26 protein-coding genes and 1 pseudogene are annotated in these 26510 nt (G+C 55.4%); 4 read left to right on the forward strand and 23 right to left on the reverse strand.

Annotated elements, in window-relative coordinates; genetic code table 11:
• Nucleotides 1-8 precede the first annotated feature (8 nt).
• Nucleotides 9-1133, reverse strand: coding sequence for a tRNA 2-thiouridine(34) synthase MnmA (gene mnmA, locus ET810_RS09965; protein ID WP_087453817.1), 1125 nt, complete (start codon nt 1131-1133; stop codon nt 9-11).
• A 118-nt stretch (nt 1134-1251) separates the two neighbouring features.
• On the opposite strand from mnmA, the gene ET810_RS09970 reads away from it, so the two are divergent.
• The gene (locus ET810_RS09970) at nt 1252-2121 is read left to right on the forward strand and encodes a spermidine synthase (protein ID WP_087453816.1); all 870 of its coding nucleotides are present in this window, start codon (nt 1252-1254) and stop codon (nt 2119-2121) included.
• Here ET810_RS09970 and ET810_RS09975 read toward each other — a convergent pair.
• From ET810_RS09975 to ET810_RS10000, 6 genes and pseudogenes are all read right to left on the reverse strand, one after another.
• Nucleotides 2118-3245, reverse strand: a complete 1128-nt coding sequence (locus tag ET810_RS09975; protein ID WP_087453815.1) for a cysteine desulfurase family protein — start codon at nt 3243-3245, stop codon at nt 2118-2120. The genes ET810_RS09970 and ET810_RS09975 overlap by 4 nt on opposite strands.
• Before the next feature lie 118 nt (nt 3246-3363).
• A complete protein-coding gene (locus ET810_RS09980; protein ID WP_087453814.1) occupies nt 3364-4320 on the reverse strand; it encodes an electron transfer flavoprotein subunit alpha/FixB family protein in 957 nt (318 codons plus the stop codon).
• Between the two features lie 20 nt (nt 4321-4340).
• On the reverse strand, nt 4341-5135 hold the full coding sequence (locus tag ET810_RS09985) for an electron transfer flavoprotein subunit beta/FixA family protein (protein ID WP_087453813.1): 795 nt from the start codon (nt 5133-5135) through the stop codon (nt 4341-4343).
• Between the two features lie 116 nt (nt 5136-5251).
• Nucleotides 5252-6465: pseudogene (locus ET810_RS09990) on the reverse strand (THUMP-like domain-containing protein).
• 17 nt (nt 6466-6482) lie between these two features.
• Nucleotides 6483-7289 (reverse strand): NUDIX hydrolase, encoded by an 807-nt coding sequence (locus ET810_RS09995; RefSeq protein WP_087454864.1) that lies wholly within the window; start codon nt 7287-7289, stop codon nt 6483-6485.
• Between the two features lie 101 nt (nt 7290-7390).
• Nucleotides 7391-8239: an ABC transporter ATP-binding protein gene (locus ET810_RS10000; protein ID WP_087454863.1), complete on the reverse strand. Its 849-nt coding sequence runs from the start codon at nt 8237-8239 to the stop codon at nt 7391-7393.
• A gap of 94 nt (nt 8240-8333) precedes the next feature.
• Here ET810_RS10000 and ET810_RS10005 point away from each other — a divergent pair, with 94 nt between their 5' ends.
• Nucleotides 8334-10349, forward strand: coding sequence for an alpha-1,4-glucan--maltose-1-phosphate maltosyltransferase (locus tag ET810_RS10005; protein WP_134316000.1), 2016 nt, complete (start codon nt 8334-8336; stop codon nt 10347-10349).
• 31 nt (nt 10350-10380) lie between these two features.
• Nucleotides 10381-12579, forward strand: coding sequence for a 1,4-alpha-glucan branching protein GlgB (gene glgB / locus ET810_RS10010; protein WP_087453811.1), 2199 nt, complete (start codon nt 10381-10383; stop codon nt 12577-12579).
• A gap of 60 nt (nt 12580-12639) precedes the next feature.
• Here glgB and ET810_RS10015 read toward each other — a convergent pair whose 3' ends face one another.
• Nucleotides 12640-13533, reverse strand: coding sequence for a tetratricopeptide repeat protein (locus ET810_RS10015; protein WP_087453810.1), 894 nt, complete (start codon nt 13531-13533; stop codon nt 12640-12642).
• 116 nt (nt 13534-13649) lie between these two features.
• Nucleotides 13650-13967, reverse strand: a complete 318-nt coding sequence (locus ET810_RS10020; protein WP_087453809.1) for a thiamine-binding protein — start codon at nt 13965-13967, stop codon at nt 13650-13652.
• 201 nt (nt 13968-14168) lie between these two features.
• Here ET810_RS10020 and mce point away from each other — a divergent pair, with 201 nt between their 5' ends.
• Nucleotides 14169-14627, forward strand: a complete 459-nt coding sequence (gene mce / locus ET810_RS10025; RefSeq protein ID WP_087453808.1) for a methylmalonyl-CoA epimerase — start codon at nt 14169-14171, stop codon at nt 14625-14627.
• A gap of 53 nt (nt 14628-14680) precedes the next feature.
• Here mce and ET810_RS10030 read toward each other — a convergent pair whose 3' ends face one another.
• The 14 genes from ET810_RS10030 to ET810_RS10095 all read right to left on the reverse strand — a co-directional run bounded on the left by ET810_RS10030 (nt 14681) and on the right by ET810_RS10095 (nt 26472).
• Nucleotides 14681-14965, reverse strand: coding sequence for a hypothetical protein (locus tag ET810_RS10030; RefSeq protein ID WP_087453807.1), 285 nt, complete (start codon nt 14963-14965; stop codon nt 14681-14683).
• Nucleotides 14965-15648 carry an endonuclease NucS gene (gene nucS / locus ET810_RS10035; RefSeq protein ID WP_087453806.1) on the reverse strand — a complete coding sequence of 228 codons (684 nt, stop codon included), beginning with the start codon at nt 15646-15648 and terminating at the stop codon, nt 14965-14967. The genes ET810_RS10030 and nucS overlap by 1 nt, the downstream gene beginning before the upstream one ends.
• A gap of 18 nt (nt 15649-15666) precedes the next feature.
• On the reverse strand, nt 15667-16161 hold the full coding sequence (locus tag ET810_RS10040) for a DUF2550 domain-containing protein (RefSeq protein ID WP_087453805.1): 495 nt from the start codon (nt 16159-16161) through the stop codon (nt 15667-15669).
• A gap of 199 nt (nt 16162-16360) precedes the next feature.
• Nucleotides 16361-16732 carry a F0F1 ATP synthase subunit epsilon gene (locus tag ET810_RS10045; protein WP_087453804.1) on the reverse strand — a complete coding sequence of 124 codons (372 nt, stop codon included), beginning with the start codon at nt 16730-16732 and terminating at the stop codon, nt 16361-16363.
• Between the two features lie 13 nt (nt 16733-16745).
• Nucleotides 16746-18191: a F0F1 ATP synthase subunit beta gene (gene atpD / locus ET810_RS10050; RefSeq protein WP_013911278.1), complete on the reverse strand. Its 1446-nt coding sequence runs from the start codon at nt 18189-18191 to the stop codon at nt 16746-16748.
• A gap of 3 nt (nt 18192-18194) precedes the next feature.
• The gene (locus ET810_RS10055) at nt 18195-19175 is read right to left on the reverse strand and encodes a F0F1 ATP synthase subunit gamma (RefSeq protein ID WP_087453803.1); all 981 of its coding nucleotides are present in this window, start codon (nt 19173-19175) and stop codon (nt 18195-18197) included.
• Nucleotides 19176-19230: 55 nt separating this feature from the next.
• Nucleotides 19231-20859, reverse strand: coding sequence for a F0F1 ATP synthase subunit alpha (atpA, locus tag ET810_RS10060; protein ID WP_134316001.1), 1629 nt, complete (start codon nt 20857-20859; stop codon nt 19231-19233).
• A 61-nt stretch (nt 20860-20920) separates the two neighbouring features.
• Entirely contained in the window at nt 20921-21742 is an 822-nt protein-coding gene (locus tag ET810_RS10065) for a F0F1 ATP synthase subunit delta (RefSeq protein ID WP_087453801.1), read from the reverse strand.
• Nucleotides 21743-21747: 5 nt separating this feature from the next.
• A complete protein-coding gene (locus ET810_RS10070) occupies nt 21748-22314 on the reverse strand; it encodes a F0F1 ATP synthase subunit B (protein WP_013911274.1) in 567 nt (188 codons plus the stop codon).
• Between the two features lie 33 nt (nt 22315-22347).
• The gene (locus ET810_RS10075; RefSeq protein WP_013241700.1) at nt 22348-22587 is read right to left on the reverse strand and encodes an ATP synthase F0 subunit C; all 240 of its coding nucleotides are present in this window, start codon (nt 22585-22587) and stop codon (nt 22348-22350) included.
• An 89-nt stretch (nt 22588-22676) separates the two neighbouring features.
• Nucleotides 22677-23462 carry a F0F1 ATP synthase subunit A gene (gene atpB / locus ET810_RS10080; RefSeq protein ID WP_087454862.1) on the reverse strand — a complete coding sequence of 262 codons (786 nt, stop codon included), beginning with the start codon at nt 23460-23462 and terminating at the stop codon, nt 22677-22679.
• Nucleotides 23463-24098: 636 nt separating this feature from the next.
• Complete coding sequence (locus tag ET810_RS10085) at nt 24099-24533, reverse strand: Cg1360 family ATP-synthase-associated protein (protein ID WP_087453799.1); 435 nt, start codon at nt 24531-24533, stop codon at nt 24099-24101.
• Between the two features lie 133 nt (nt 24534-24666).
• On the reverse strand, nt 24667-25821 hold the full coding sequence (locus tag ET810_RS10090) for an MraY family glycosyltransferase (RefSeq protein WP_087453798.1): 1155 nt from the start codon (nt 25819-25821) through the stop codon (nt 24667-24669).
• Nucleotides 25822-26472, reverse strand: a complete 651-nt coding sequence (locus ET810_RS10095; protein WP_087453797.1) for an L-threonylcarbamoyladenylate synthase — start codon at nt 26470-26472, stop codon at nt 25822-25824.
• Nucleotides 26473-26510 lie beyond the last annotated feature (38 nt).

Raw genomic sequence — 26510 nt, forward strand, 5'->3', positions numbered from 1 at the left:
CTCCGCAGTTAGGCACTGTTGAGGCACGTGCCGGTGGACTTCTGGGTGCTGTAAATTGTCCCGGACCCAAGCACGATGTCTCCGCCGGCATCCGGCAAGTAGATCACCGCGGCTTGACCACGAGCCACGCCAGACAACGGCTTGTGCAGGGTGATCGTCATCGTATCGTTGTGCGAATCGACGCTCACCTGACAGGGCACCACGGAGCCATGCGCCCGAACTTGAACCTCTGCGGAGAACTCTCCGCTAAGGGCTGGATGGAGATACTTCAAGCGATCAGCATAAATCCGGCTCACCGAAAGGTCCTCACGCGATCCCACGGTTACTGTCCCCGTGGCAGCATCAATATCAGTGACATAGCGTGGTTTTCCGTCCACTGCAGGTTGCTTAATATCAAGTCCTTTGCGTTGACCGATGGTGTAGTTCCAGGCGCCGTCGTGCTCTTTCAGAGGCTGCCCCTCTGTATCCACGATCATGCCCGGCCTAAGGCCAATGTGCCGGCCCAGGAACGCCTGCGTATTGCCGTCAGGAATGAAGCAAATATCATAGGAATCCGGCTTTTTTGCCACAGAAAAGCCCTGAGCTGCTGCTTCTTCGCGAATCTTGGGCTTAACGGTATCGCCCACGGGGAACATGCAATGAGCGATTTCTTTCTCGCTGAGCACGCCAAGCACATACGACTGATCTTTTTCCGGGTCAATAGCACGGCGTAAATAGCCGTCACCGCCATCTGCGGGCTGGGTGAGCTGGGCATAATGACCAGTTACTACGGCATCAAAGCCCAAAGCGATCCCGCGTTCAAGCAACGCAGCAAACTTGATCTTTTCATTACATCTAAGGCACGGATTTGGTGTTTCTCCCGCTTCGTAGGCGGAGATGAAGTCATCAATCACGTCTTCTTTAAAGCGATCCGAAAAATCCCACACATAAAAAGGGATTCCCAGTTTGTCGCATACCCTGCGGGCATCCGCAGAATCCTCCAATGAGCAGCACCCCCGAGAAGATTCCCGTACCGTTTGCGGATCCTGCGAGAGCGCAAGGTGAACGCCTACTACCTCGTGGCCTGCTGCGACAGCTCGCGCTGCTGCCACCGCTGAATCCACTCCGCCACTCATCGCTGCAAGAACTCGCATGTGATTCCCTGTACTCCTTATATTGTCCTCAGCGCCGAACATGCCCGCTACTTGTTCAACGGAGCTATCTTAGTCTTATTCCCGTCCGCTCAGCATAGGCACTGTAACCTTATCGCTCATAGGTAGGAAAAAGGCGGTCGGGTCTCACCCGGATAGCAACGCTAGCAATGGTCCCGTAGCAGGGGTTTATCCCACGTCTACGGGAACCATGGAACTTCGACCAGATTCTTTCATGTCTCGTGCTTGGGAGGTCTACGTCAACGGAGTACCGTCGAGCCATATATGCGAAGACCCAAGCAGGCTTGAGTACGAGTACATGCGGTGGATTGCCGCAGCAGTGGAGTGGTTTGTCACCGCACATGCGTCGCCGACTGCGCTCAGAGTCACCCATTTAGGCGGCGGGGCCTGCACGATGGCTCGCTATTTAGCTCACCAATACCCTAAGTCGCGGAATACCGTAGTGGAATTGGATGGCGAGCTAGCTCGATTGGCTCGCGTATGGTTCGATCTTCCCCGCGCACCGTTGTTAAAGATCCGCGTGGGTGAGGCCAGAGAGGTGACCAATTCTTTTGCCGATGCAAGCCGAGATGTGATTATCAGAGATGTCTTCGCTGGCGATTCCACTCCGCTCCCGCTGACAACCGTCGAGTTTTTCCGCCAGTGCCACCGCAGCCTTGCACCAGGAGGGCTTTACGTAGCCAACTGCGGAGATCACTCCGATCTCCGGGGCGCTCAGGCCGAGCTCAAAGGCATGGCAGAGGTCTTTACGCACGTCGCTTGCATCTCAGATCCCGCAATGCTCAAAGGTCGCAGGTACGGAAACCTCATACTGATTGGCACGGACTCTCCGCTCCCAGATCTTACAGCGACGCAACACATAACGCGTTCCTTGCTAGGAGGTGGAGTGCCTGCCCACTACAAGGACGATGCCTGGACTCGTAGTTTCATGGCCGCAGGAACACCTCGCTTCGACCCGCCAGCCGCCTAAGCCATACCTGCTAAACGCGCACGCCTGACGACGTCGGGTAGCTGTTGTACAAGCTTCTCGACGTCCGCCTCCTCCGTTGTCCGGCCAAGAGTAAAGCGAATGGTGCTGCGTGCAATTTTTTCTTCCACCCCTGCGGCCAAAAGAACATGGCTGGCCCTGTTCACCCCGTTTGAACATGCTGAGCCAGTGGATGCTTCCAAACCAAACGAATCCAGAAGCATAATGAGGCTGTCGCCTTCTGCTCCAGGGAAAGACATGTGAAGGTGCCCTGGCAATGCATCGTGGGGGGTGTGCACCACAACGTTATCGATCGTTTCTAGGATGCGACTGCGAAGCTCGTTGCGCAATGCTGTCACTCTGCGTTGTTCCTGCTCCATCTCGGCTACTGCTTCAGACAAAGCCGCAGCTGTAGCCGCAGCCCCAGCCACATCCACGGTTCCAGATCTGATACCGCGTTCTTGCCCACCACCATGGAAAATAGGACGAGGAGCAGGCGAGCGTCGCGCCAACAACACACCAACGCCCCGAGGCCCACCAAATTTGTGGGCACTCGCCGCAAGTGTGGTCGCCCCAAGCTCATGAAAATTCACGGGAAGATGCCCAACCACTTGCACTGCATCAACATGGAGAGGCGTGCCGGCAGCGGCAGCAGATGAAGCCACGTTGTGGATCGGCTGTATCGCCCCAGTCTCGTTATTCGCCCACATCACCGCGGCCACAGCAGCGGGTTCTTCCAACGCCGAAAGATCCGAGATAATCCCGTCTGTTCCGATAGGAAGCATGTCTACGTTGGCTCCACGCGCCTCAAGATATTTCAGCGTCTCAAGAACCGCCGGGTGTTCTATTCCCGTACTAACGATCCTGCGAAGAGAACTGGCCTGCCATAGCCCTGCAACACCGATGTTGTCCGACTCTGTACCGGAACCAGTGAATAGGACCTCAATGGGCTCGCACCCGAGCAACTCAGCGATTTCCTCACGCGCGGTGTCAAGGACGCTCCGCGCCGCACGCCCCGAACCATATTGGCTTGCTGGATTAACCAGATGAGCATTGTCTAGCCAAGCGTCTCGCGCAACCTTGCGGATTGGCGTGGTTGCGGCATGATCAAAATAACTCGACTGCATGGGGGCTGATTCTACTCGGCGCTGCACTCCGGGTAGAAAGCCGGTTCCCTGTTGACACAAAAATATGCCGAGTCCCTGTGGTACAAGACTCGGCATACTGTGAATCACAGCCGTATTTCTAGGCTTTCCGCTGAGCAATCTCCTGGACAAGCAGCGGGGTGATTTCATGAATATCTCCCACCACACCTAGGTCTGCGATGGAGAAGAACGGAGCATCCTCATCATTGTTGATGACGATAATCTTCTTAGAAGTCTGCATTCCAGACGTGTGCTGAATAGCGCCAGAGATGCCGAGGCCAATGTAAACATCGGGAGAGACGGTAACGCCTGTTTGCCCGATCTGGTACTGCGCCGAGTAATACCCCAGGTCAACAGCATCGCGGGTAGCACCCACAGCCCCGCCGAGAGCGTCGGCAAGCGGCTCGACGATAGAACCAAAGTTCTCCGCAGATTCCACTCCGCGGCCGCCTGCCACGACGACCTTCGCGCTGGTCAGATCCGGGCGGTCACCCTTAACCGCTGGAGTAAAGGAGGTTACTTTTACGTCTTTCACAGCTGCCGTGGGGATCTCCATGACAGATACGGTTCCAGCTGCCGGAGCAGGCACAGCCTCCACGCTTCCGGGACGCAATGTGTAAATCGGGCTTGCTCCCCCGACTGCAGCGGACACGTCGACAGTATCGCCAAACACAGAAAGATGCGCGGTCCTATCGGGGTTAATTCCGACCACATCGCACAACACGCCAGAGGCAAGGCGCGCAGCAAGGCGTCCCGCGATTTCATTACCGTGGACCCCTGCGTCCAAAAGAATCGGACCCGGCGCGGCTGCTGCAAGCATCGACAGCGCATCTGCCTGCGGGATCACGATGCGAGAATCCACGTCGGCGGCCTGCGCCGCAACGATGGAGCTGGCGCCAAGCTCGGCCAGCTTAGACACGAGCGGTTCATGAGTCCCCGGGGTGCCTACGACGACGGCCGTGACGTCGCCAAGCACTCGTGCAGCGGTGAAAAGCTCTCCTGTTGCGGGAAGAACCTGTCCATCGGCGTGTTCGACAAGTACGTAAACAGTTGACATTGTCTGTTCTTCTCCTTTGTTTAGATGAGCTTCTCAGCGGCTAGGAAGTCTGCGATAGCAGCGGCTGCTGTGCGTGGGTCGGTGTTGATCACGTCGCCACCTTGGCGGGCCGAGCGCTCCGTGGCTGCGGTAACAGCGGTGGCGGCATGTGCAAGCCCCACGTGTTCTGGGGCGACTCCTATGGACACCAAGTTAAACTGCTGAATTTCGGCCTTTTTAGCAGCCATGATGCCCTTGAAGTTAGGGAATCGAGGCTTATCCGCTTTTTCTGTGACAGCCACGATCGCAGGAAGCGTTGTTTCAAGAGCGAAGTCACCGTCATAGGTCTCCCTGATACCGCTGATGGTGTTCCCCGACAGGGTAATCTCACGCATGCTGGTGAGAGCGGGCTGCTGACGATATTCGCTGAGTATTCCGGGAACTGCTCCCATAGCGCCGTCGGAAGAGGCGGAGCCTGCAACGATGAGCGCGACATCTGGGATCTGGTTAATTGCGTTATTTAGTGCCCATGCGGTTCCCAAAACATCAGAGCCCGCGAGCGCGTCATCCGAGAGAAGAATCGCCTGATCGGCTCCCATAGCGAGCGCCTTGCGCAATGCTTCCTCGGAGCCTGCCGGGCCGGCGGAAAGGGCGACTACCGTATAACCAGCATCTGGATTGGACTCTTTAAGCCGCAGCGCTTGTTCCACCGCGTACTCGTTAATCTCATCGATCACAGAATCAACGTTGACGCGATCAAGGGTGAAATCACTCTCAAGCTTCTTTGTTGACCACGTATCGGGAACATTTTTGACCAGAGCCACGATTGCGGGCATCGGTGTCATCCCTTCTTTTCTTCTCTCAGGGCAGGAGTCGAGGTGACGTCCCTACCGAAAATCGAAACAGTCTCTTGTTTTATCTCGCGTCTCGACGACGCACACCTTGGGCAAGTCTAGTGCACAAAAGTACGGGGTGGTTCATCTGCGCACTCACGGGCCTCACAAATAAGCCCAACTCCTTGAGAACCGATGCGAGTACACAACACCGCCATGGGCCGCTTGCCTTTAAGTCCGAGCTTCTTTCTTAGTACATCCGGGTCCACGTCTACTCCGCGTACAAGGATCTCTAGGCTTCCACAATCGTGCTTTTTTAATGCAGCTTTGAGCTTTTTCAACGGTACGGATTCCACAAAAGCAAAACCACTGCGTCCCTCTGGAATCACATCACCCGTCAGGTATGCGATCCGCTCATCTAGCATCCACAGTCCCTCGCGCCGGGCATAATGGCGTACCAGCCCTGATCTCACCACCGCACCGTCGGGGTCGATGAGATATTTCCCTGGGGCGTCCGCGCCGACATCGGAAGGCATAAGATCAGTAATTTTGTCTACGCGATGACTATCGGTGAGGTCTTCTGTTTTCGATGTGGTTATGAGAAGCGCCTCGCGAGTTTCTCCATCGCTCAATCCTGCTGTGTATAAGCAGGCCTCTTTTACTCCCCCCCGTTCACGCTTGCCACGCTCACGAGTCCGTCCCACTCTGAGAAGTCAAGGCCCGGGGCGCATTTGATAGACAGCTCATGCCCCTGCCAGGTCTCTACGAGACTGGGAAGTGGCGGAATGAGTTGCGTCGGAGAAGTGATTCTTCGGCCACCGGCCCGGCGCGCGGGATCGGCCACAATGAAGCTTTCGCTTGTCGACGCCGGCCTGAGGGCGTCTGCTCGCGAGTAGAGAGCACGCGGCTCGTTAGACTGGGCCATCAACAAGCGGGCCTGATCGAGATCGCTGCCGTGATAGCCCACCCCGGCGTCGATAAGCGCGGCCCCCTCGGCGCCAATCGAACACGTGACATCGTGGACCAGCCCCTGGGGACAATGCGCAGCAATCCTTTCAGCCCTGCGTTGGGCTACCACGAGTGGAGTTGCTTGCTGTGCTGATTCGTGGCACATAAGCCACTGGCTAGGAAGTTTTCCTTTAGCCGCAGATCGGGAACTCACCAGTTCCATCACTGCACGTCCGTAGTCGCCAAATTCGGAACGGAAGAAAGCGCTGTCTTTGATGGCGCTTTCTTTGGTCATGGGGTGGTCTGCCGTCAGGCGTCGTTCTGCATCGGCGATTTTTTCCTCGTGGGCAACGAGGAAGCGCACCTCAGCGGGATGAAAACTCACGTGTAGGGCTATCTTTCTTAAAAACGTTTGGGAGGAACATACGTGAAAAACTCTTCGTAGAGAGGATCGTACTCAGGGATGCCCTTATAAGGCTTCATATCCGCTTTTCTCAAATGAGTGAGCAGGTCGGTCACGCAGTCGAACTGGTTCAGGGTCCATAGTTGCGCCCATGTGGGAAAGACTAGGCGTAAGAGCCCTGCCCTCCAGCCGTCCAAGATGAGCTCGGGGGAAAACCATCCGGTGGATGCCGCCTCACTGGTGTTTCCGTCCGGTTCTTGTCCTGGGGGTTGGACAGCGACGAAGGAAAACATGTCAAACCGGCGTTCGTCCTCATCGGGGCTCACCCACCTGGTCGAGGGGCGTAGCAACTCTGATCGCAGCATCAATCCGTTGCGTTCTAGCACCTGGGAGAGGGAAAGTCGGTGGCTTTCTAAAGCCAAGCGCTGCGAATGATAGGGAGTGGCATCCAAAATCGGGCGGCCATCTGCGTGCGAGGCAAGAAGGGTGCCGGTTTCCTCAAAAAGTTCGCGTACCGCAGCAAATAGTAGCGCTCGGGCTCTATTGCGATTAGTTCCTAACACTCGGGCCCAATGCATCAGGCTTGGGCCACCAAAAGTGTCATAAGGGGCATCTTCATGGCTCAGCTCAAAATCGCGAGCGTCAACGCCACCGCCAGGGAAAACGGTGGTGTTGGGGAACGTGGGCATAGAAGACACGCGCTCTTGCACGTACACTTCCATGCCTAGCGGCGAGTCGCGAACCATCAATACGGTGACAGCAAGCTTGGCGCCGCCAAGGCCCAACATCTCCTCAGGTTCGTGCATGATCACCCCCACGATGCGCTCTGCAATCGTTCTCGTAGCCTGTGAACAAACAACGCATTACTGCTGTTTACCGCCAGTTGTTGAATGGTCTAGCAACAAGTCTACTTGCGATGCCTCGTTGCGCGTCTTTGCCGTCGGGCAAAATACCGACCATCTATCTTATCCACAGCGATCGGCTGGTGGAACGCCCTCGTCAGGTTTTCACTAGTGATCACATCGTCAATGAGGCCTTGTGCCACCACGGCACCTTCGTCGAGAAGCAAAGCATGCGTAAACCCAGGAGGAACTTCTTCCACATGGTGAGTAATCATGACGATTGCCGGTGCATCGGCGTCCATCGCGAGCTCGCCAAGATAAGCCACCAGGTCTTCCCTGCCGCCGAGATCCATGCCAACCGTTGGTTCGTCGAGAAGCAAAAGCTCCGGGTTGGTCATCAGCGCGCGAGCTACCAAGACCCGCTTGCGCTCGCCCTCGCTCAGCGTGCCCCAGGTTTGATCTGCAAGGTGATAGGCGCCGACTTGCTCTAAAATTTCCGTAGCTCGCCCCAGGTCCCACTCTTCATATTCTTCTCGCCAGCGACCCAAAATCGCATAGCCTGCGGAGATAACCAGGTCAGACACTTTTTCATCCGCTGGGATTCGATTGCCCAGAGCGGACGAGGAGACACCAATCATTGCACGCAGATCGCGCATGTCAGTCCGACCGAGTTGTTCCCCCATAATCCAAAGCTTTCCTTTGGAGGGAAATTCCTCGGCGGCAGCCATGCGAATCAACGTGGTTTTTCCGGCGCCATTCGGCCCCAAAATCACCCATCGCTCATCGAGCTCAACCTGCCATTCAACAGGACCAACCAATGTTTTACCGCCACGTTTGAATTCCACCTCGGAAAAGTCGAGGAGTAGATCAGGGTTACGGGGCTCGATCTCAGCGTTTGTCATGCCTTCCATCATGACGGATTTCTCACTGTCCATGTGGAAGTGACACAGGTGAACTACGCTTTAAAGATAGGTAACCCATCGACACCAGGAAGCGAGCACTGCTGAAGTGACAGGAAGACTTGCCATCGAAGACGTACGCCCACGCATATCGGGAGGATCGCAGCCTTCCAAAGCTGTAGTCGGAGAGATGATTCCCGTGAGTGCCCTCGTATGGTGTGAAGGCCACGACGCGGTGTCGGCAACGCTCAACGTCACCTCCCCGAGCGGCCAGGTGACTCGTACGATCATGACCCCCGCTCCCTTCGACCAAGACAAGCTGTTTTCCAGCTTTGTCCCCGATGCGATGGGAACGTGGAGCTTTCAGGTCGATGCGTGGTCCGATCCTATGCGCACCTGGCGCCATGCGGTGATAGCAAAAATTGAGGTAGGACAAGACGAAGACGATCTTTTTAATGATTTAGAACACGGAGCTCAGCTCTTTGAAAAAGCCGCTGCGCAGGCACCGAAGTCCGCTGCACACAAGCTTTTTGCTGTGGCTGATTCTCTGCGTTCCAGCCAACCACTGTGGGCTCGCGTGGCACCAGCGCTGAGCAAGGAGATTCATTCCATTCTCCGCGAGCATCCCGTACGGGAGCTGCTTACCCGAGGACAAAGCCATACCGTGCTGGTAGAACGCCGCGATGCGCAGTTCAGCTCATGGTATGAGCTCTTCCCTAGATCTACTGGGGGCTGGGATGCTGATGGGACCCCCGTGCACGGCACGTTTTCTACCACGGCCCAAGCTCTTAAGCGAGTAGCGGCCATGGGCTTTGATACCGTCTATTTCCCTCCTATTCATCCCATTGGTTACATCCACCGAAAAGGGAAAAACAACACCCTGATCGCTGAGTCTGATGACGTCGGCTCGCCATGGGCAATCGGTTCCGCTGACGGCGGACACGACGCAGTACACCCACAGCTAGGAACGCTCAAAGACTTTCAAGACTTAGTGTCCACAGCCGAGAAACTCGGTCTTAACATTGCGCTTGATCTCGCGTTGCAGGCAGCCCCCGACCACCCCTGGGCGCGTACCCACCAGGACTTTTTTACGGTGCTTGCCGACGGCACAATCGCATATGCAGAAAATCCTCCCAAAAAATATCAGGATATTTACCCGCTGAATTTTGATAACAATAAGTCGGCTATCTACGCAGAACTCAAGCGCATCGTTCTGTTCTGGATTGCACAAGGCGTGACGGTATTCCGCGTTGATAATCCGCATACAAAACCTGCCAACTTCTGGGAATGGCTCATCAGTACCATCCATGACACGCATCCTGAGGTCATCTTCCTAGCGGAAGCCTTTACCCGCCCGGCGCGGCTTTATGGGCTTGGCAAGCTTGGCTTCACCCAGTCTTATACGTATTTTACGTGGCGTACCACCAAGACTGAGCTGGAAGAGTTTGGTACTGAGATAGCCGCGATGGCGGATTCCTCTCGCCCCAATCTTTTTGTTAACACTCCAGACATCTTGCATGAGAGCCTGCAGCATGGCGGGCGTGCCATGTTTGCGATCCGGGCAGCCCTTGCCTCCACATTGTCTCCGCTGTGGGGAGTGTACTCCGGGTTTGAGCTCTATGAGCACGAGGCAGTTTCAGCTGGCAGCGAAGAATACCTGGACTCTGAGAAGTATGAACTTCGTCCACGCGACTTCGCCGCAGCCCTCGAACAGGGAAATTCCCTCGAGCCCTACCTTGGCACGCTCAATGCAATCCGGCGCGCACACCCTGCCTTACAACAGCTTCGGGTTATTGACTTCCACAACACCGATAATGACAACATCATTGCTTATAGCAAAGTCGATCCCGTGTCTGGCGACGCCATCCTCGTGGTGATCAATCTGGATCCTGAACACGCCCATGCAGCCACCGTGGACCTCACCATGAGCGCTATCGGACGTGATGACACCGATCACTTCACTGTCACAGATTTAGTTACAGGTGCTCAATTCCCTTGGAACAAACGCACCTATGTCCGGCTAGATCCCTGCGCAGACGTCGCCCACATCCTGCAGCTTCCCGTTGTGGATGAAAACAAACGTGAAGCACTCTCCTGGCGCACGCCCACCGACTATTCCAACTAATTCTCATCGTTGAAAGGATCCCACCATCCCCATGATTTCTTCTTCCGATCCCGTCCGTATCGACGATGATGTTCTCGGTCGGCTGCGGTATTGCCAATTCCACGACCCTCACGCGGTCTACGGCTGCCACCCTATCGACGACTCCCACGCCGTCATTCGCACCCGCCAACTTGGGGCAGAGGCCGTCACAGTCACGCTGACAGACGGGTCAACACACGTACTATCTCCCATCGGCGACGATATCTTCGCAGCAAGTGTAGACGCATCGTTGGCCACTGATTATCGCCTCAACGTCTCGTGGGCCGGAGACAAGACGTTGACCACCGCCGACCCTTATCATTTCCTTCCTACTCTGGGGGAACTAGATATCCACCTCATCCGAGAAGGAAGGCACGAACGTCTCTGGGATGTCCTAGGCGCGCACGTTCGTACTTTTAGCACGGAACTAGGCAACGTCACAGGCACCTCCTTTGCCGTATGGGCCCCCAATGCCACGGGCGTTGCCGTCGTTGGCAATTTCTGTGGCTGGAACCCTAATCAGTACCCCATGCGCTCTCTGGGAGACTCGGGTGTCTGGGAACTGTTCGTCCCTGGCATTCAGGCTGGAGAAGTGTACAAGTATGCAATTCATACTCGGGAGGGGCACCGGATCGACAAAGCCGACCCGCTAGCGCGCCACGCAGAGGTAGCCCCTGCTACGGGTTCCATCGTCGCGGATTCCGGTTATGAGTGGCAAGACGCCGACTGGATATCCAAGCGTGCTACTCGCGACCATGCCGCTCAACCGATGAGTATCTACGAATGCCACTTGGGTTCGTGGCGAGAAAATCGAACCTATAAGGACCTCGCATCGGAGCTCGTCGACTATGTTTCTTCTCTCGGATACACCCACGTAGAGTTCCTCCCAGTCGCCGAGCATCCCTTTGGCGGATCCTGGGGATACCAAGTCTCCGGCTATTATGCTCCCACGTCGCGATGGGGAACCCCCGATGAGCTTCGCATGCTTATCGACGCTTTCCACCGCGCTGGTATCGGAGTCATCATGGACTGGGTCCCCGCGCATTTCCCCAAAGACTCCTTTGCTCTCGGGCGCTTCGACGGCCAGCCTCTCTATGAACACCCCGACTGGCGTCGAGGAGAACAAAAGGATTGGGGCACCTATGTCTTTGATTTTGGGCGCAATGAAGTCCGCAACTTCCTTGTAGCTAATGCCCTGTATTGGATAGATGAATTCCATGTCGACGGCCTGCGCGTGGATGCTGTTGCCTCCATGCTCTATCTTGATTACTCCCGCGAGGCCGGCGAATGGCTGCCCAATATCTATGGGGGCCGAGAGAATCTAGAAGCAGTGCAATTCTTGCAAGAAATGAACGCCACTGTGCATAAGACGTTCCCCGGTGTTCTTACCATCGCAGAAGAGTCCACCTCATGGCCCGGAGTCACCACTCCTACTGACCACAATGGCCTTGGTTTTAGCATGAAGTGGAACATGGGCTGGATGAACGACACCCTCGAATACTTCTCCCTAGACCCCATACACCGGGCTTATCACCACAACGAGATCACGTTCTCCATGGTCTATGCCTATTCAGAACGCTTTGTGCTTCCCTTTAGCCACGATGAAGTAGTCCACGGCAAGGGATCACTGTGGACGCGGATGCCTGGCGACGCATGGAATAAAGCCAGCGGGCTACGCACCCTCTACGCCTACATGTATGCCCATCCAGGCAAAAAACTGTTGTTCCAGGGTCAAGAGTTCGGTCAAGTGATGGAATGGTCCGAAGGTCGTTCTCTTGACTGGGACAACCTCGTCGGTTGGGAAGGCGCGTACCACGAGGGACTCATCAAACTCATCCGCGATCTCAACTTTGTGTACCAAGATAATCCTGCGCTCTATACCCAGGACAATGGTCCTGAGGGCTTTAGCTGGTCTAAGTCCAATGATGCAGACAACAACGTCTTGTCTTTCATCCGATATGGATCTACCGGAGAAAAGATTCTTGCAGTATTTAACTTTGGCGGTAGCTCCCAGCCGCATTACAAGTTGGGGGTGCCAGAAGGCGGACGTTGGGAATGCATACTCAACACCGACGCCGGCGTATATGAAGGCGCTAACAACCTTCTGGAACACACCATCACCGCATGGGATACCGAGTGGGACGGATACGAGCACTCCCTCACGGTTCATATTCCTGCGATGAGTGGGCAGTTTTATCGCTGGATAGGCTAAAAACACGAAGCCGCCGCATATGCGGCGGCAGACTGACTTTTAACGTCCCATATCGTGTACCTAGAACAACGCGCTGGCCATCTTTCCCCGCGCTGCAATCACCCGCGCGTCTGTGGGATCAAAGAGCGCGAACAGTTCCAATAACCTAGCCCGGACTTCATCGCGTCCTTTGACCATGGAGATGAGCCGGTCGAATGCCGCCTCAGGAACGCCCGCAGCGATTTCTGCATCCGCAGCGGCAAAAGCCAAATCAACGTCGTGTGGGTCTGCGTCTGCGGCTGCAATCGGATCCACATCGCCACGAGCTGTGTTCAATCGCGCAAGCAAGCGTGCATTATCGCGGGCCTGCAGAGCCATCTGATTTTTGGGTTCTTGAGCAAGAATCGACTCATACACAGCAATCGCGGATTCAAAGTCGCCGTTATTCAATGCGTCAGTCGCTGCATCAAACCGAGGATCGGACGCATCCTCTTCTTGGTCATGGGCTAATCCCTCTAGCTGGCCTGCTACGGCTTTGACCACAGCGTCGGTCCACTGCTTGAGAGCGTCGAGAGGCTGTCCGCCTTCAAAGTTTGCTAGCGGGCGACCGGCAGCAAGCGCGACAACCGTCGGCAAGCCTTGAATCCCAAACATCTGCGCGATGTCTGGAGTCGAGTCTGCATCTACGTAAGCAAAGATGAAGCTCTTCTGCGAGGCCTTTGCAAGCTGTGAAAAATCAGCTTTGAGTTGTTCGGATTCCGGGCTGCGCGCAGTCCCTAGGAGAACGATGACCGGTACCTGTTGAGAGCGCAGCAGCACTTCTGCCTCAACGTTGTCCCGGGTAACCACGACTACTGCCGGGATGCCGTTCGGTGATTGGGCTGCTTGTTGCCGTGCCTCCGCGCGCGACTTCACCTCACCCAAATCTATCGCGCCAGCCACAAAACGATGCGGTGTGGAGTTCGGATTAGTCACTTACGTATCCTCCTAATAGTTTCTTTCTGCAGCAGCTTTTCTAGAATGCCACGAAGCCAGATGTGGCGCATGACGGTGTTGTGTTTGTGCCCGTCCAGCGCAAATGTTGCAGCTTTCTAGGCCCCTTCTAGGCCTTCTGCAAGGTGATGCTCCACAGATTCCACTTTGGAACGAATCTGCCCGGTGTAGCCAGGCCTAATATCGGCTTTGATGACTAATCCAACGCGAGGCGAGACTGCCAGGACCGCGTCGGTAGCCTTTTTCACCACCTCCATAACCTCGTCCCATTCCCCCTCAATCAGAGTGAACATAGCGTTTGTTTCATTGGGCAGGCCAGAGTCTCGGACGACTTTTACGGCTCGCGAGACTGCCAGGGACATCTCAGCTTCAGAATTAGGAACTTCGGTGGGGACAACGGAAAACGCAAGAATCATGCCCCTAAGACTACTCGGATCGCTGCGCTCTGCGGTTAAGGTGGTGCAGACGCAGGGCATTCCCTAACTTTGAGTGCTGTGAGCGGGTCTGTGGTGCTACCAGTTTCTAGGAGGTAGTTCATGGCATATGTCATAGCGCATGGAGGACGTCACATTTTAAACCTAAACATGGCATCTCCCACGTCACTATGATGAGGAAGTATGAGTACTGATATCAACTCCATCGACATTCCTCATGAGCTCGTCACGTGCCTCGACCACGTCGGAATCGCGGTCCCGGATCTGGATGTCGCAGTCGAGTTCTACCGCTCTGCATTTGGTTGGGTCAATCATCACCAGGAGACCAATGAAGAGCAAGGCGTTATTGAAGCTATGGTGGGTCCCAAGAACCCCAAAGAAACTGATGGCATGATTCAGCTGTTGGCTCCGTTGAATGAAGAATCCACTATTGCTAAATTCATCGACAAAAAGGGCCCTGGTCTCCAGCAAATGTGTCTGCGCACCAGTGACATCGACGCACTATGCTCGTACCTCCGCGAGCAAGGTGTGCGGCTACTCTACCCCGAGCCAAAGACCGGTACCGCCGGCGCTCGCATCAACTTTGTTCACCCCAAGGATGCAGGCGGAGTCCTCCTTGAGCTGACCCAGCCTCAGAAGTAAATACATCCGCTTCCATACGTTGAAGAGCTAGGTTAACGCCTAGCTCTTTTTGCTTATCGACGTTCCCAGCACGCCCTGTGCCAATGGCGCCGATCCTCGGCCCCGCGCCCGGAATCTTTAGGCCACGCAACAATGTGGGCTATTCCTGGCGGGATATTCTGGTTACATCCCGGGCAAACATAAAATTTCGTGGCCGCGTGCGAACCCATATGGCGCATCATGTACATCTCACCATGTGTCCATGATGGCCCCTCAACAGCCTGGGTTCCATAGAAGCTAGCGCCGTCCCTGGGTAACGCACGGACCTCGGAGACAACGCGTCGATTCCGTCGGCCCATCAGAACAACCTGAGCTCGGGGGATTCAATACCGCGCAAGTTGTCATAGTCTAGGACAACGCATCGGATTCCACGATCTTCAGCCAAAGTCCGTGCCTGTGGCTTGATTTGCTGTGCGGCAAAGACTCCGGTGACTGGAGCGAGCAGTTCATCGCGATTGAGCAACTCCAAATAGCGCGTAAGTTGCTCCACACCGTCGATTCCCCCACGACGTTTAATCTCTACGGCAACGTTCAGCCCATCAGAGTCCCGGCACAAAATATCCACCGGTCCGATCGAGGTAGGATACTCCCGACGCACAAGAGAATAGCCTTCCCCTAGGGTCTCAATGTGCTCAGCTAAAAGTTCCTGCAAATGAGCCTCTACGCCGTCTTTTTGCAAGCCGGGGTCCTCACCCAGCTCATAGTACAAATCTGAGTGAACAGCCTCGACGGTAATGCGAAGCTGCTCCCCTTTCTTGTTTTCTACGATCCACAGCGCAACATTCGCACCGTCCTCTTCGACAGTGGTTTCCGTCAAAGTACACGGGGGCGTCATCCAGTTGAGCGGTTTATACGCCCTATCATCCGCGTGAATAGACACAGACCCATCGGCCTTTACCATTAAAAGACGGTCGGCTAGAGGCAAATGTGCTTCTAATCGACCAATATAATCAACCGAACAACGGGCTATGACTAAACGCATGTTCCATAGACTAGCGTGTCACCGATCGCGACGCTTACTCCGGTCAATCTTATTCTGGAGAATCGTATGATCCATGCGCTCTAACCTGCGACTAGGGGCAGATTCCAACCACGAGACAAGTCCCATAGAGTACGCATTATCCAGTGCGATCTCATAGCGAACCCCTCGGACCTTCAAAGAGTGAACAGTCGCACCATCGGCCAATAGCCGGATCTCACTGGGGTCCAGCTCCCGCGACCCCATGTAATCCACATCCTGACGATTAATAATCAGATCTGCCTTGGGAACCAGGGAACGCAGTTTAAAGTACTCAAGGGTCTCGCCCCTGTAGCGCATTGAACCGTGCCGCCAACGGCGCCCGGTGTCGGCTGGAAGCCTTCTAATCACAACCGCCGAGCCTTCACTCCGGACAACCAAAAAACGCCATGCGGCGAGCAGCATGACGAGAACGATGACCACCAAGATAATCCACAGGACGACCGACATCATACGCTCCACATCTGTCACTACCACACAGCGCTACGCCTGAGTTTTGTTTAATATCCTACAACGGTTCAAATCCTGTACAAACTGAGTATCTTGTTAAACCAAAAACTTTAAGCTATTACCAGCTCAAGAGACTTATAAGAAAGTTACTATACAAAGCATTATGGCCTCTCCGATCAATCGGAGAGGCCATAAAACTTAAGTGAGGAGGGCTACTGCCCTAATCCTAGGACTGCTTCATGCGACGAAGTGCCTTGAGCTCGGCCTGAGCGCGAGCCTTCTCGATGGCATCGTCGTCCTGCAGGTGGGACTCAGACTCTGAGGCGTTAACCTCGTCAGCCCATACTGCATACTCCGCGAGGATGGTGACCTTTTCCTTGGAGATGGAGAGGAAACCACCCTGCACGGCGGCAATGAGCTTGTCGCCGTTTACAGGACGGATGGTCACAACACCATTGTCGACCAACTGGCCGAGCATGGGCTCATGACCTGGCAGCACGCCGATCTCACCCTCGATGGTCTGCGCGGTGACGATGCTGGCCTGACCAGACCACAACATGCGCTCCACGGAAACCAATTCCACGGTGATGTCAGCCATGTGCTTGCCTCCCCTACTTCTCGGTCATCTTCTTGTACGCAGCCTCGACGTCGTCCAAGCCACCCAAGCCGTTGAAGGCCTGCTCTGGGTAGTGGTCAAAGTCGCCGTTGCAGATACGTTCGAATGCCTCGATGGTGTGAGCCAGCGGAACATAAGAACCTGGGATACCGGTGAACTTCTCTGCCACGAAGAAGTTCTGGCCCAAGAAACGCTCAAGGCGACGTGCGCGCTGAACGGTGATCTTGTCCTCTTCAGACAGCTCGTCCATACCAAGGATGGCGATGATGTCCTGGAGTTCCTTGTTCTTCTGCAGGATGTGGATAACGCGCTGAGCTACCTCGTAGTGACGCTCGCCGACAACACCTGGCTCGAGAATACGAGACGTAGATGTCAGTGGGTTCACGGCAGGGTAAATACCCTTGGAAGCAATAGCGCGGTCGAGCTCCGTCGTCGCGTCGAGGTGAGCGAAGGTGGTAGCCGGAGCTGGGTCGGTGTAGTCGTCGGCAGGCACGTAAACGGCCTGGAGAGACGTAATCGACTTACCCTTTGTGGAGGTAATACGCTCCTGCAGAACACCCATCTCGTCTGCCAGCGTTGGCTGGTAACCCACGGCAGAAGGCATGCGGCCTAGGAGGGTAGAAACCTCGGAACCTGCCTGGGTGAAACGGAAGATGTTGTCGATGAACAGAAGCACGTCCTGGTGCTGCACATCGCGGAAGTACTCCGCCATGGTCAGACCGGACAGCGCCACGCGCATACGAACTCCTGGAGGCTCGTCCATCTGGCCGAACACAAGAGCGGTGTCCTGAAGAACGCCCATCTCTTCCATTTCGAGGAAGAGATCAGTGCCCTCACGGGTACGCTCGCCCACGCCTGCGAACACCGAGGTACCGGAGAACTCGCGAGCGATACGGGTGATCATTTCCTGGATAAGAACGGTCTTACCCACGCCAGCGCCACCGAACAGGCCGATCTTTCCGCCCTTAACGTACGGGGTCAGCAGGTCGATGACCTTAATGCCGGTTTCCAGAATCTCGGTCTTACCTTCAAGCTGGTCAAAAGGTGGCGGGTCGCGGTGGATGCCCCACTGCTCACCATCACGGCCAAGACCTGGCTCGTCAAGGCAGTCACCCAGCGCGTTGAAGACGTGGCCCTTGACTACGTCACCAACGGGAACTGAGATCGGCTTACCGCTGTCGATCACAGCAGCGCCACGGACGAGACCGTCGGTCGGTGCCATGGACACGGCACGAACCAAGTTATCGCCGAGGTGCTGTGCAACCTCAAGGGTAATGGTTTTAGCGACTGCTTCGAGGGTGACCTCGACAGTCAGCGCGTTGAACAGTGCCGGCAACTCGCCACGCGGGAATTCCACGTCGACAACCGGACCGATGACGCGCACGACGCGGCCGGCGATAGCCGCCTGCTGCGTGTTCTGCTCTTCAAGAGCTGTGGTCATAATCTAGTCACTTTCTCCGCTATCGCCGAGCGCGCTAGCGCCGCCGACGATCTCTGTGATTTCCTGGGTGATTTGTGCCTGACGCGCCTGGTTAGCAACACGCGATAGGTCCTTAACAAGGGCCGTTGCGTTGTCAGTTGCAGACTTCATTGCGTTTCGACGGGACGCCGACTCAGCAGCTGCTGCTTCGAGGAACATAGCAAACAGGCTACGAGAAACGTACTGCGGAAGCATCGCCTCAAACAGCGTGTCTGCGTCTGGCTCAAATTCAACGTCTGGAGTAGGTTCTCCTGCATTCTGCAAGATGCCCTCATCGCTGATCTGAATTTCTTCGGTCTCAATGGCCGGTTCGATCGGGAGCAGCTGATGAGCACGAGCGGTCTGAACCAGCATGGATTCAAACTCGGTGTACACCACGTGAACTTGGTCGAAACCTTGAATAGGATCGCCCTCGCCTGTGTTCAAGCCCTCGCGGTACTTTGCAGTACCCTTCGATCCGGCAATAAAGCCATCGATGAGGTGACGACGCACGCTGTGGGTTTCTTCCCAGGACGGATCCTGAGAGAAACCGGTCCATGCGCCTGCGACGTCCTCGCCACGGAACTTGTAGTAACCGACAGCTTTGTTACCAGTAACGTAGCGAACTACTTCGTAGCCGTTGTCTTCAAGCAGCTTGATAAGCTCGGCTGCCTTCTTGAACACGTTGTAGTTATAGCCACCAGCCATGCCGCGGTCACTCGAAATCACGAGCACAGCGGCGCGCTTGCCGTCTTCATGCTCGTGCAGCATCGGGTGATCCAAAGAGCTAGCTGCGGCCAGACGTTCCATCACCTTGTGGATCTCGGTGGCGTAAGGCTGCGAAGCCTCGACCCGTGCTTGGGCTTTGGTGATGCGCGAAGTTGCGATCAGCTCCTGGGCCTTGGTGATCTTCTTAGTAGAGTTGACGGACCGAATTCGGTCGCGTAGCTCACGAAGATTAGCCATGGGTCTTTCGCCTCCCTTCTTTTCCTTGTGTGGTCATGGTTCAGGCCTTTACGCCTTACTTCTTGACCGACAGCGTGTTCTTCTTAACCTGGTCTGCAGGCAGAGCCTCAACCTCAGGTTCGTTGATCACGACCGTGCCGGCGGTGGTCTGGAACGTACGCTTGAACGTCTCTGTTGCGGAAACCAAGGTTGCCTGAGATTCCTCTGACAGCTGAGTACCGCCCGCAATCTGCTCAAAGACCTGCGGAGTGGTGCTGTGGAAGTACTCAATCAACTCGGACTCGAAGCGACGGACATCCTCGACGGGAACGTTATCGAAGTGGCCATTGCCTGCAAGCCAGATGGAGACGATCTGGTGTTCAACCGGCTGCGGAGCATTTTCAGCCTGCTTGAGCAGCTCAACAAGGCGGGCACCGCGATCCAGCTGTGCCTTGGAGGCAGCATCAAGATCAGATGCGAAGGTAGCGAATGCCTCGAGGTCGCGGTATGCGGCGAGATCAAGACGAAGAGAGCCAGAAACCTTCTTCATACCCTTGGTCTGCGCTGCGCCACCAACACGAGAAACGGACACACCGACGTTAATAGCGGGGCGAACACCCTGGTTGAACAGGTCGGACTCAAGGAATACCTGACCATCGGTAATCGAAATCACGTTGGTAGGAATGAAGGCGGAGACGTCGTTAGCCTTGGTCTCGATGATCGGAAGTGCGGTCATCGAACCTGCGCCCATTTCGTCGGAAAGCTTTGCAGCACGCTCCAAGAGACGGGAGTGGAGGTAGAAGACGTCGCCTGGGTAAGCTTCACGTCCCGGAGGGCGGCGAAGCAGCAACGAAATTGCGCGGTATGCCTCAGCCTGCTTGGTCAGATCATCATAGATCACCAAGACGTGGTTGCCCTGGTACATCCAGTGCTGGCCTAGAGCGGCACCTGCGAATGGAGCGAGCCATTTGAAGCCCGCAGAATCAGAAGCCGGAGCAGCCACGATAGTGGTGTACTCCAAAGCGCTCTGCTCTTCAAGAGTCTTACGGACGGCTGCAATGGTGGAGCCCTTCTGACCAATAGCGACGTAAATACAACGGACCTGCTTGGTCTTGTCGCCGGACTCCCAGTTTGCCTTCTGGTTCAGGATTGTGTCGATGCACACGGCAGTCTTGCCGGTTTTGCGGTCGCCAATGACGAGCTGACGCTGGCCACGGCCGATCGGGGTCATCGCATCGATAGCCTTGATGCCAGTCTGCATCGGCTCCTCAACTGGCTGACGCTGCAGCACAGAAGGTGCCTGAAGCTCAAGAACGCGCTGCTCTTCTGCTTCAATGGCGCCGAGTCCATCAATTGGCTGGCCAAGGGGGTTGATAACGCGACCAAGGAAGTTGTCGCCGACAGGGATCGAGAGAACCTCGCCCGTCCGCTTTACTTCGTCGCCTTCTTTAAGGGATTCATAGTTACCCAAAACCACAACACCGATGTGATCAGTATCAAGGTTCTGCGCGACGCCAATGACGCCGCCGGGGAACTCAAGGAGCTCATTTGCCATGACTGAAGGCAGACCAGATACCTGGGCAATACCATCAGCTGCGGAAATGACCACGCCGACCTCCTCACGGGAGGCCTCCGCGGAGTAGCTCGAGGTGTAGTTCGCAATCGCGCTACGGATCTCATCGGAGGAGATCGTAAGCTCCGCCATGTTCTTCCTGCTCTCGGTTGTTTCTTCCAGCATTATTAATTAATTGTTTCGTCGTGTCTGGCTATACGAGGCTCGCACGGAGACGCTCGAGCTTGCCCGAGGTAGATCCATCGATGACTTCGTTGCCGACTCGGATGACCAGTCCACCGAGGAGGCTGGGATCAACCTCAGAGTGGATGCTCATCGCACGACCATAAATGCGCTCTAGCTTCTGTACCAGTGCCTGGTTTTGCTCGTCGCTCAACGGGCCAGCAGAGACAACATGTGCAACGGAACGGCCTTGCAATGCAGCCGCTTCCTTGGACAATGCATTGATGTCATCGATGGCGTTGGACTCACGGCGACCAATAACCTGAAGTGCAAGGGCCTCAGTCACAGCGGTGACCTTGCCATACAGCACCTTCGCCAGCAGTTCGCGCTTCCTCGTGCGGTCGATGCTGCGGTCATCAAGAAGCAGCGTCAACTCGGATTCCTTTTCCAGGATCCGAGACAGGCGGAAGAGCTCGTCTTCGACCTGTGCTATCTGTCCTTGTCCCTCAGCGGACCTCAGGAGTGCCCGGCGACCCAAGGTAATCAAGCCTGCGCGGAATTCGCGGGAGTTAGACCACGACTCGCGTGCTGCAGAAATCAGCACTTCGAGGGTGGCAGGCGAAACCTTTCCGGCGAACACAGCAGAAACCAAACCGGTACGCTGGTCGGCAGTCGTGGATGCATCTGCGACAGCGATGCGCAATCCGCGCTCGTTGTCCAAGGCATCTACGACGTCGAAAAGCTCAGCGCCAGTCTGCGCTGCAGTAGCGATTGCGTTTTCTTTGGCCTCCCACAGAGCTACGTCTAGGTGAGAGATCACGCGTGCTAGTGCGTCGCGGCTCGCTGCGTGCATGGTGCTCACTTCCCTGCCGGAGACACGGTGTCGAGTTCAGCCAGGAACTTGTCGATCGTGCCAGAACGCTTCACATCGTCGGAGAGTTGGTCTCCGAGAAGGCGCTCTGCAAGGCTGATCGAGTTCTGGCCCATCTCGCGGCGAAGCTCTTCGACGACCTGCTCACGCTGAGCGGCCAGCTGCTTCTCACCGGACTCGATGATGCGGTTGCTCTCCTCGGTGGCCTTTGCCTTCATGTCAGCTTCGATCTGCTTACCCTTTGCGCGGGCATCTTCGCGGATTTCTGCTGCTTCGGCGCGTGCCTCTGCGAGTTGAGCATTGTACTTCTCAAGAGCTGCCTTAGCTTCAGCCTGTGCAGCCTCTGCACGCTGAATGCCACCCTTAATCCGGTCCTCACGCTCGGTCAGGACTTCTCGATACTTAGGAAGCACAAGCTTCTTAAATAGGATCGAGACAATTACGAGCACGACGAGCGACCAGACGATGTCGTAGCTGGCAGGCAAAAGAACGCTGGGGGATTCCTCCAGCGGCAATCCTTGCGCCTCAGCGAGGTAATTAATGACGTTCGTCATAATCTCGGCTTTCGTGTCGGGTGGTTGGAGGAATTAAAGGATGAAGCCTGCAACCAGACCGATGAGGGCAAGAGCCTCAACGAAAGCGATACCGAGGAACATGGTGGTGCGGAGCTGGCCGGCCATCTCGGGCTGGCGAGCCATGCCCTCGAGTGCCTTACCAACGAGGATGCCGATGCCGAGGCCCGGGCCGATGGTAGCAAGGCCGTAACCAACGGTTGCGATGGAGCCGGAAACTGCGGTGTCAGATGCAGCGAGTATGGCTTCGTTCATGAGAGGTTCGTTCCCTTTCTAAGTGCCCCATGGAAATCACGGGGCGGAGTGTCAATATTTCGAGAATGATGATCCGCGGTTCTGCGGGGTCAGTGTTCGTCGGCGTGCAGCGACAGTTCGAGGTACACGGCGGACAACAGGGCAAAGATGTAAGCCTGAAGGAAAATCACCAAAAGCTCGAACAGCGTGAACGCAATCCCCGCGACGAGTGTCACGGCGGACAGCGCGGTCCAGCCATTCAACTGCCAGAAGAAGAAGTTCGTAGCAGAGAACAACAGAACCAAAATGATGTGTCCTGCGAGCATGTTGGCCATAAGACGCAGGGTCAGCGTGGCCGGGCGCAGAACGAAGGTCGAGAAAAACTCGAGAGGCACGACAAGTAGGTGCAAGACCGGAGGAAGGTTAGGAATAACCACCGATGACTTGATGTACTTGAAGAAGCCATAGCGCTTCGCACCTGCATAAATAAACGCAACGTAGCCAAACAGTCCCAAGACAAGCGGCATACCAATGCGCGCGTTTGGCGAAATGTTTAGGAACGGGATGACCGAAGGAAGGTTGCAGAACAAGACGATGAAGAAGATGGTGGCAATAACCGGCAGGAACCGGTTGCCTTCCTTCTTGCCCAAAATGTCTTCTGCAATATGGATTCGGACAAAGTCCAAAAGATATTCAGCGCAGTTCTGGAGACCAGAAGGAACCAGCTTCGGGTTACGCATAGCGACTGCAAAGAATAGTACGAGGACAAGCGCCATAAGCAGGCGGACGAACATCAGACGGTCGATTGTGAACCAGCCGTTCGCCACGTCGGCGAACCAGATGGGATCCGGGAAAAATTCGTGATCCAAGGAGGGTGCATGGAATTCACCCTTCATGGCCAATGTTGTAACGCTCAGCGTTCTCTCCCGCGTTCGGGCCGCATATTTTACCCGCTTAAGCGGGTGTGCGGTGCGATGGACGTCTGAAAACTCTCTGCGACCACCACGGACTCCGTCGCACATCAGCATGGCGATCGCAGGGGATCTCGCTTAAAAGCTTACAACTGCAAACTTAAGCAACCCGCGGATTACCCTATCAGGCAGTTCACCGAATTTCCCATATAGCCCAGCCCTATGAACACCCCCTTGATGCCAGAAACCTTAATTAAGGCAATAAGCGGGGAAAACGCGGAATTGTGACGTCACTCACTGTACATACTTAGGGGTACTACCCCTGTCCCCCACCCGCACGCCTTTACGACGTTCCGCGCCGTCAAGTTCAGATAAAAACGGATAACTTTAAGGCCACTTCCTCGCCTTTTCCCCTTCCTAGCGAGTCAGCCCAAAAGCGCCCCTCCGGAGCTCCGCGACGAGGAGAAGCCACAAAAATCTGCACACCAAACACGGCACTGTTTGGTTACAGAGAAAAACGGGGCTATTCCGTGATAGAAATTTCTCTCCACGGCATAGCTCCGAATCCACAAATAAACGCGCAAAGGTTCTATGGGAGTACCCCAAGGAGGGGCGCAGCCTTTAGCTCACGTAAGTCACCTTTGAGGTAATGACGCCCCAGACTTCGCAAGCAAGCACTACGACCAAGGCAAGAACGAGCGTGATAAGAAACGCATACTTGTCATAAAACTCCAGATTGCGGATGCCTACAAGCACAATGATAAGGACAACAATCTTCAGCAACCATCCGCCCAGCACTATGGCACCAGTAGTCGCAGCCGAGGTATTTGACGTTGCTAACACACTCAAAGCCGTGAGTAGCACAAAACCGCCGCCAATGGCTGCACCGAGCAGTACTCCCCACATACCGGGAAGATCTCGCGCCCAGCCCCACGCGGCTAGCGAAACCAAAGTTATGAGTACTAATGCACCGGAACCGTATTTCAGGGCTCGCAGTAATGGGCGCCGGTGATCGTCGTAAGGCGAAGTGCTTTGGCTGGGATTCAGGTTAGTCACGAGTTGAAATCCTATCGAGATCACTAACTATTAGGAAAACTACAGTCCATTGTGGGGCCACCTTGCCGAAACAAAACCCGCTTGGCCTCAGCCGAGAACCCTACAATAAACCTGATCTGCTAGCCATTAAGACTTATTTCTGTGTAGTTTTTCCCAGCTCGTTAGCGCGGCGCACTGGCCCTCGCGTGGCTAGGAAAGCTACGAACATAGCGATCACAATTCCAATGACCGAGGCAATCGGTGGCACCACAGAAAATGAAACAGCACCAAATGCTACGACGGAGACCCATAAGTAGAGAACCAACACTACGCGGCGATGAGTGTGCCCAAGCGACAACAGCCGATGGTGCAGATGCATCTTGTCCGCCGAAAAAGGAGACTGTCCTTTGTGTACCCGTCGAACGACAGCCATAACCAGATCGAGCATAGGGACAAAAACAGCGGCAGCCACCACGATGATCGGAGACATAAGAGCAATAACGTCCACAGTCCCATACAGGCTCATATCAATCTTTCCACTCGCCGAGGTGGACGCCGCCGCAAGTAAAAGTCCAATCAACATAGAGCCCGAGTCCCCCATAAAAATCCTCGCCGGCTCAAAGTTATGAGGAAGAAAGCCAGCGCACATTCCCACAAGTGCTGCCGCGATGATGGCCGGCGGGTACGCCGACACCATGCCCCCTTGATCATGAAGCACCGTCATAGAGAAAACCAGGATGGAAAGCCCAGCTATCATGCCAAGCCCCGCCGCTAGACCGTCGAGTCCATCCACAAAGTTTATGGCGTTGATCAGAGTAACCGTAAACAGCACCGTAACGATGGTTGACGCAACTTGGTCAAGGATGACGGTGGTACCGCCACCGAAAGGGACATAAAGCAATGACCAGGTCAGACCGAGGATGCTCATCACGATCGATCCGAGGATCTGCCCAAATAGTTTGGTTATGGCGTCAAGCTCGTAGAGGTCGTCGATAATACCCACGGTGACAATGACCACTCCCGCCCAAATCACTGCGCTCATCTCCGGAGTGATCGGCTGAAATCCTCTAGTCAAGGCGGGAAACTGGTCTGCAAGGAATACTGCCCCTAGAAATCCCGTAAACATTGCCACGCCGCCCAACCGAGGCTTCGGTTGGGTGTGAACATCGCGCTCGCGTATTTCTCCCATGCGACCTGAGCGGACCATGGAATAACGAACGATGCCTGTCGTGAGGTACGTCAGCGCGGCAGCCACCAAAATGACAAGCGCCAATTCCCTCATCGGCACACCAGCAACACCAGCGCCCATTTAGCGTAGCGTCTCCACATCGAGGTTCAGCACTTCTGCAATGCGTTCAGCGCTGATCGCGCCTTCGCGCAAAATTCGAGGCGTAGGACCAGAAAGATCAATAATCGTTGAGGCGGTCCCTACCGGTGTAGCACCGCCATCAAGATACGCACTCACGGCATCGCCAAGCTGCTCCTGAGCGGCTAATGCTGTAGCCGGTGGCTTCTGCCCCGAAATATTTGCCGAGGATACAGCCATCGGACCGGTTTCTCGCAGTAGCTCAATAGCAACAGGATGAAGTGGCATGCGCAGCATTACTGTGCCACGGGTGTCCCCCAGGTTCCATTGCAGGCTCGGTGCTTGAGCAACCACAATGCTCAAGGCACCTGGCCAGAACGCCTCTATGAGTGTTCGCATCTGCTCTGAGTAGGAGTGGACAAGCCCACGAGCTGTGTCCCAACTTCCCACGAGCACCGGCACGGGCATATCGGGACCACGATGCTTAGTAGCAAGAAGCTTTGCCACCGCATTATTGTCAAACGCATCGCAACCGATGCCGTAAAGAGTGTCCGTTGGCATGACAACAAGGCGACCGTCTTTGACGGCATCACTTGCTACTTTGAGTGCAGCGTTACGAATACTTGCGTCACTGCAGTCATAAATTCTGCTCACGATATATTTTTCTTTCGTCTTACGGCGTAGAGATAAAT

This window comes from Corynebacterium silvaticum, assembly GCF_004382825.2.
Classification (GTDB): domain Bacteria; phylum Actinomycetota; class Actinomycetes; order Mycobacteriales; family Mycobacteriaceae; genus Corynebacterium; species Corynebacterium silvaticum.

Bases quoted from the DNA above. Each gene is read 5' to 3' on its own strand.
- ET810_RS09975 (WP_087453815.1), bottom strand. From the start codon at position 3,245: ATGCAGTCGAGTTATTTTGATCATGCCGCAACCACGCCAATCCGCAAG.
- nucS (WP_087453806.1), bottom strand. From the start codon at position 15,648: ATGCGTTTAGTCATAGCCCGTTGTTCGGTTGATTATATTGGTCGATTA.
- ET810_RS10075 (WP_013241700.1), bottom strand. From the start codon at position 22,587: ATGAACGAAGCCATACTCGCTGCATCTGACACCGCAGTTTCCGGCTCC.
- ET810_RS10090 (WP_087453798.1), bottom strand. From the start codon at position 25,821: ATGGGCGCTGGTGTTGCTGGTGTGCCGATGAGGGAATTGGCGCTTGTC.
- ET810_RS10020 (WP_087453809.1), bottom strand. From the start codon at position 13,967: ATGATTCTTGCGTTTTCCGTTGTCCCCACCGAAGTTCCTAATTCTGAA.
- ET810_RS10065 (WP_087453801.1), bottom strand. From the start codon at position 21,742: ATGCACGCAGCGAGCCGCGACGCACTAGCACGCGTGATCTCTCACCTA.
- atpD (WP_013911278.1), bottom strand. From the start codon at position 18,191: ATGACCACAGCTCTTGAAGAGCAGAACACGCAGCAGGCGGCTATCGCC.
- ET810_RS10070 (WP_013911274.1), bottom strand. From the start codon at position 22,314: ATGACGAACGTCATTAATTACCTCGCTGAGGCGCAAGGATTGCCGCTG.
- mce (WP_087453808.1), top strand. From the start codon at position 14,169: ATGAGTACTGATATCAACTCCATCGACATTCCTCATGAGCTCGTCACG.
- ET810_RS09995 (WP_087454864.1), bottom strand. From the start codon at position 7,289: ATGCACGAACCTGAGGAGATGTTGGGCCTTGGCGGCGCCAAGCTTGCT.
- ET810_RS10000 (WP_087454863.1), bottom strand. From the start codon at position 8,239: ATGATGGAAGGCATGACAAACGCTGAGATCGAGCCCCGTAACCCTGAT.
- ET810_RS09980 (WP_087453814.1), bottom strand. From the start codon at position 4,320: ATGTCAACTGTTTACGTACTTGTCGAACACGCCGATGGACAGGTTCTT.
- ET810_RS10055 (WP_087453803.1), bottom strand. From the start codon at position 19,175: ATGGCTAATCTTCGTGAGCTACGCGACCGAATTCGGTCCGTCAACTCT.
- ET810_RS10030 (WP_087453807.1), bottom strand. From the start codon at position 14,965: ATGGGCCGACGGAATCGACGCGTTGTCTCCGAGGTCCGTGCGTTACCC.
- atpB (WP_087454862.1), bottom strand. From the start codon at position 23,462: ATGAAGGGTGAATTCCATGCACCCTCCTTGGATCACGAATTTTTCCCG.
- mnmA (WP_087453817.1), bottom strand. From the start codon at position 1,133: ATGCGAGTTCTTGCAGCGATGAGTGGCGGAGTGGATTCAGCGGTGGCA.
- ET810_RS10045 (WP_087453804.1), bottom strand. From the start codon at position 16,732: ATGGCTGACATCACCGTGGAATTGGTTTCCGTGGAGCGCATGTTGTGG.
- ET810_RS09985 (WP_087453813.1), bottom strand. From the start codon at position 5,135: ATGCCCGCAATCGTGGCTCTGGTCAAAAATGTTCCCGATACGTGGTCA.
- glgB (WP_087453811.1), top strand. From the start codon at position 10,381: ATGATTTCTTCTTCCGATCCCGTCCGTATCGACGATGATGTTCTCGGT.
- atpA (WP_134316001.1), bottom strand. From the start codon at position 20,859: ATGGCGGAGCTTACGATCTCCTCCGATGAGATCCGTAGCGCGATTGCG.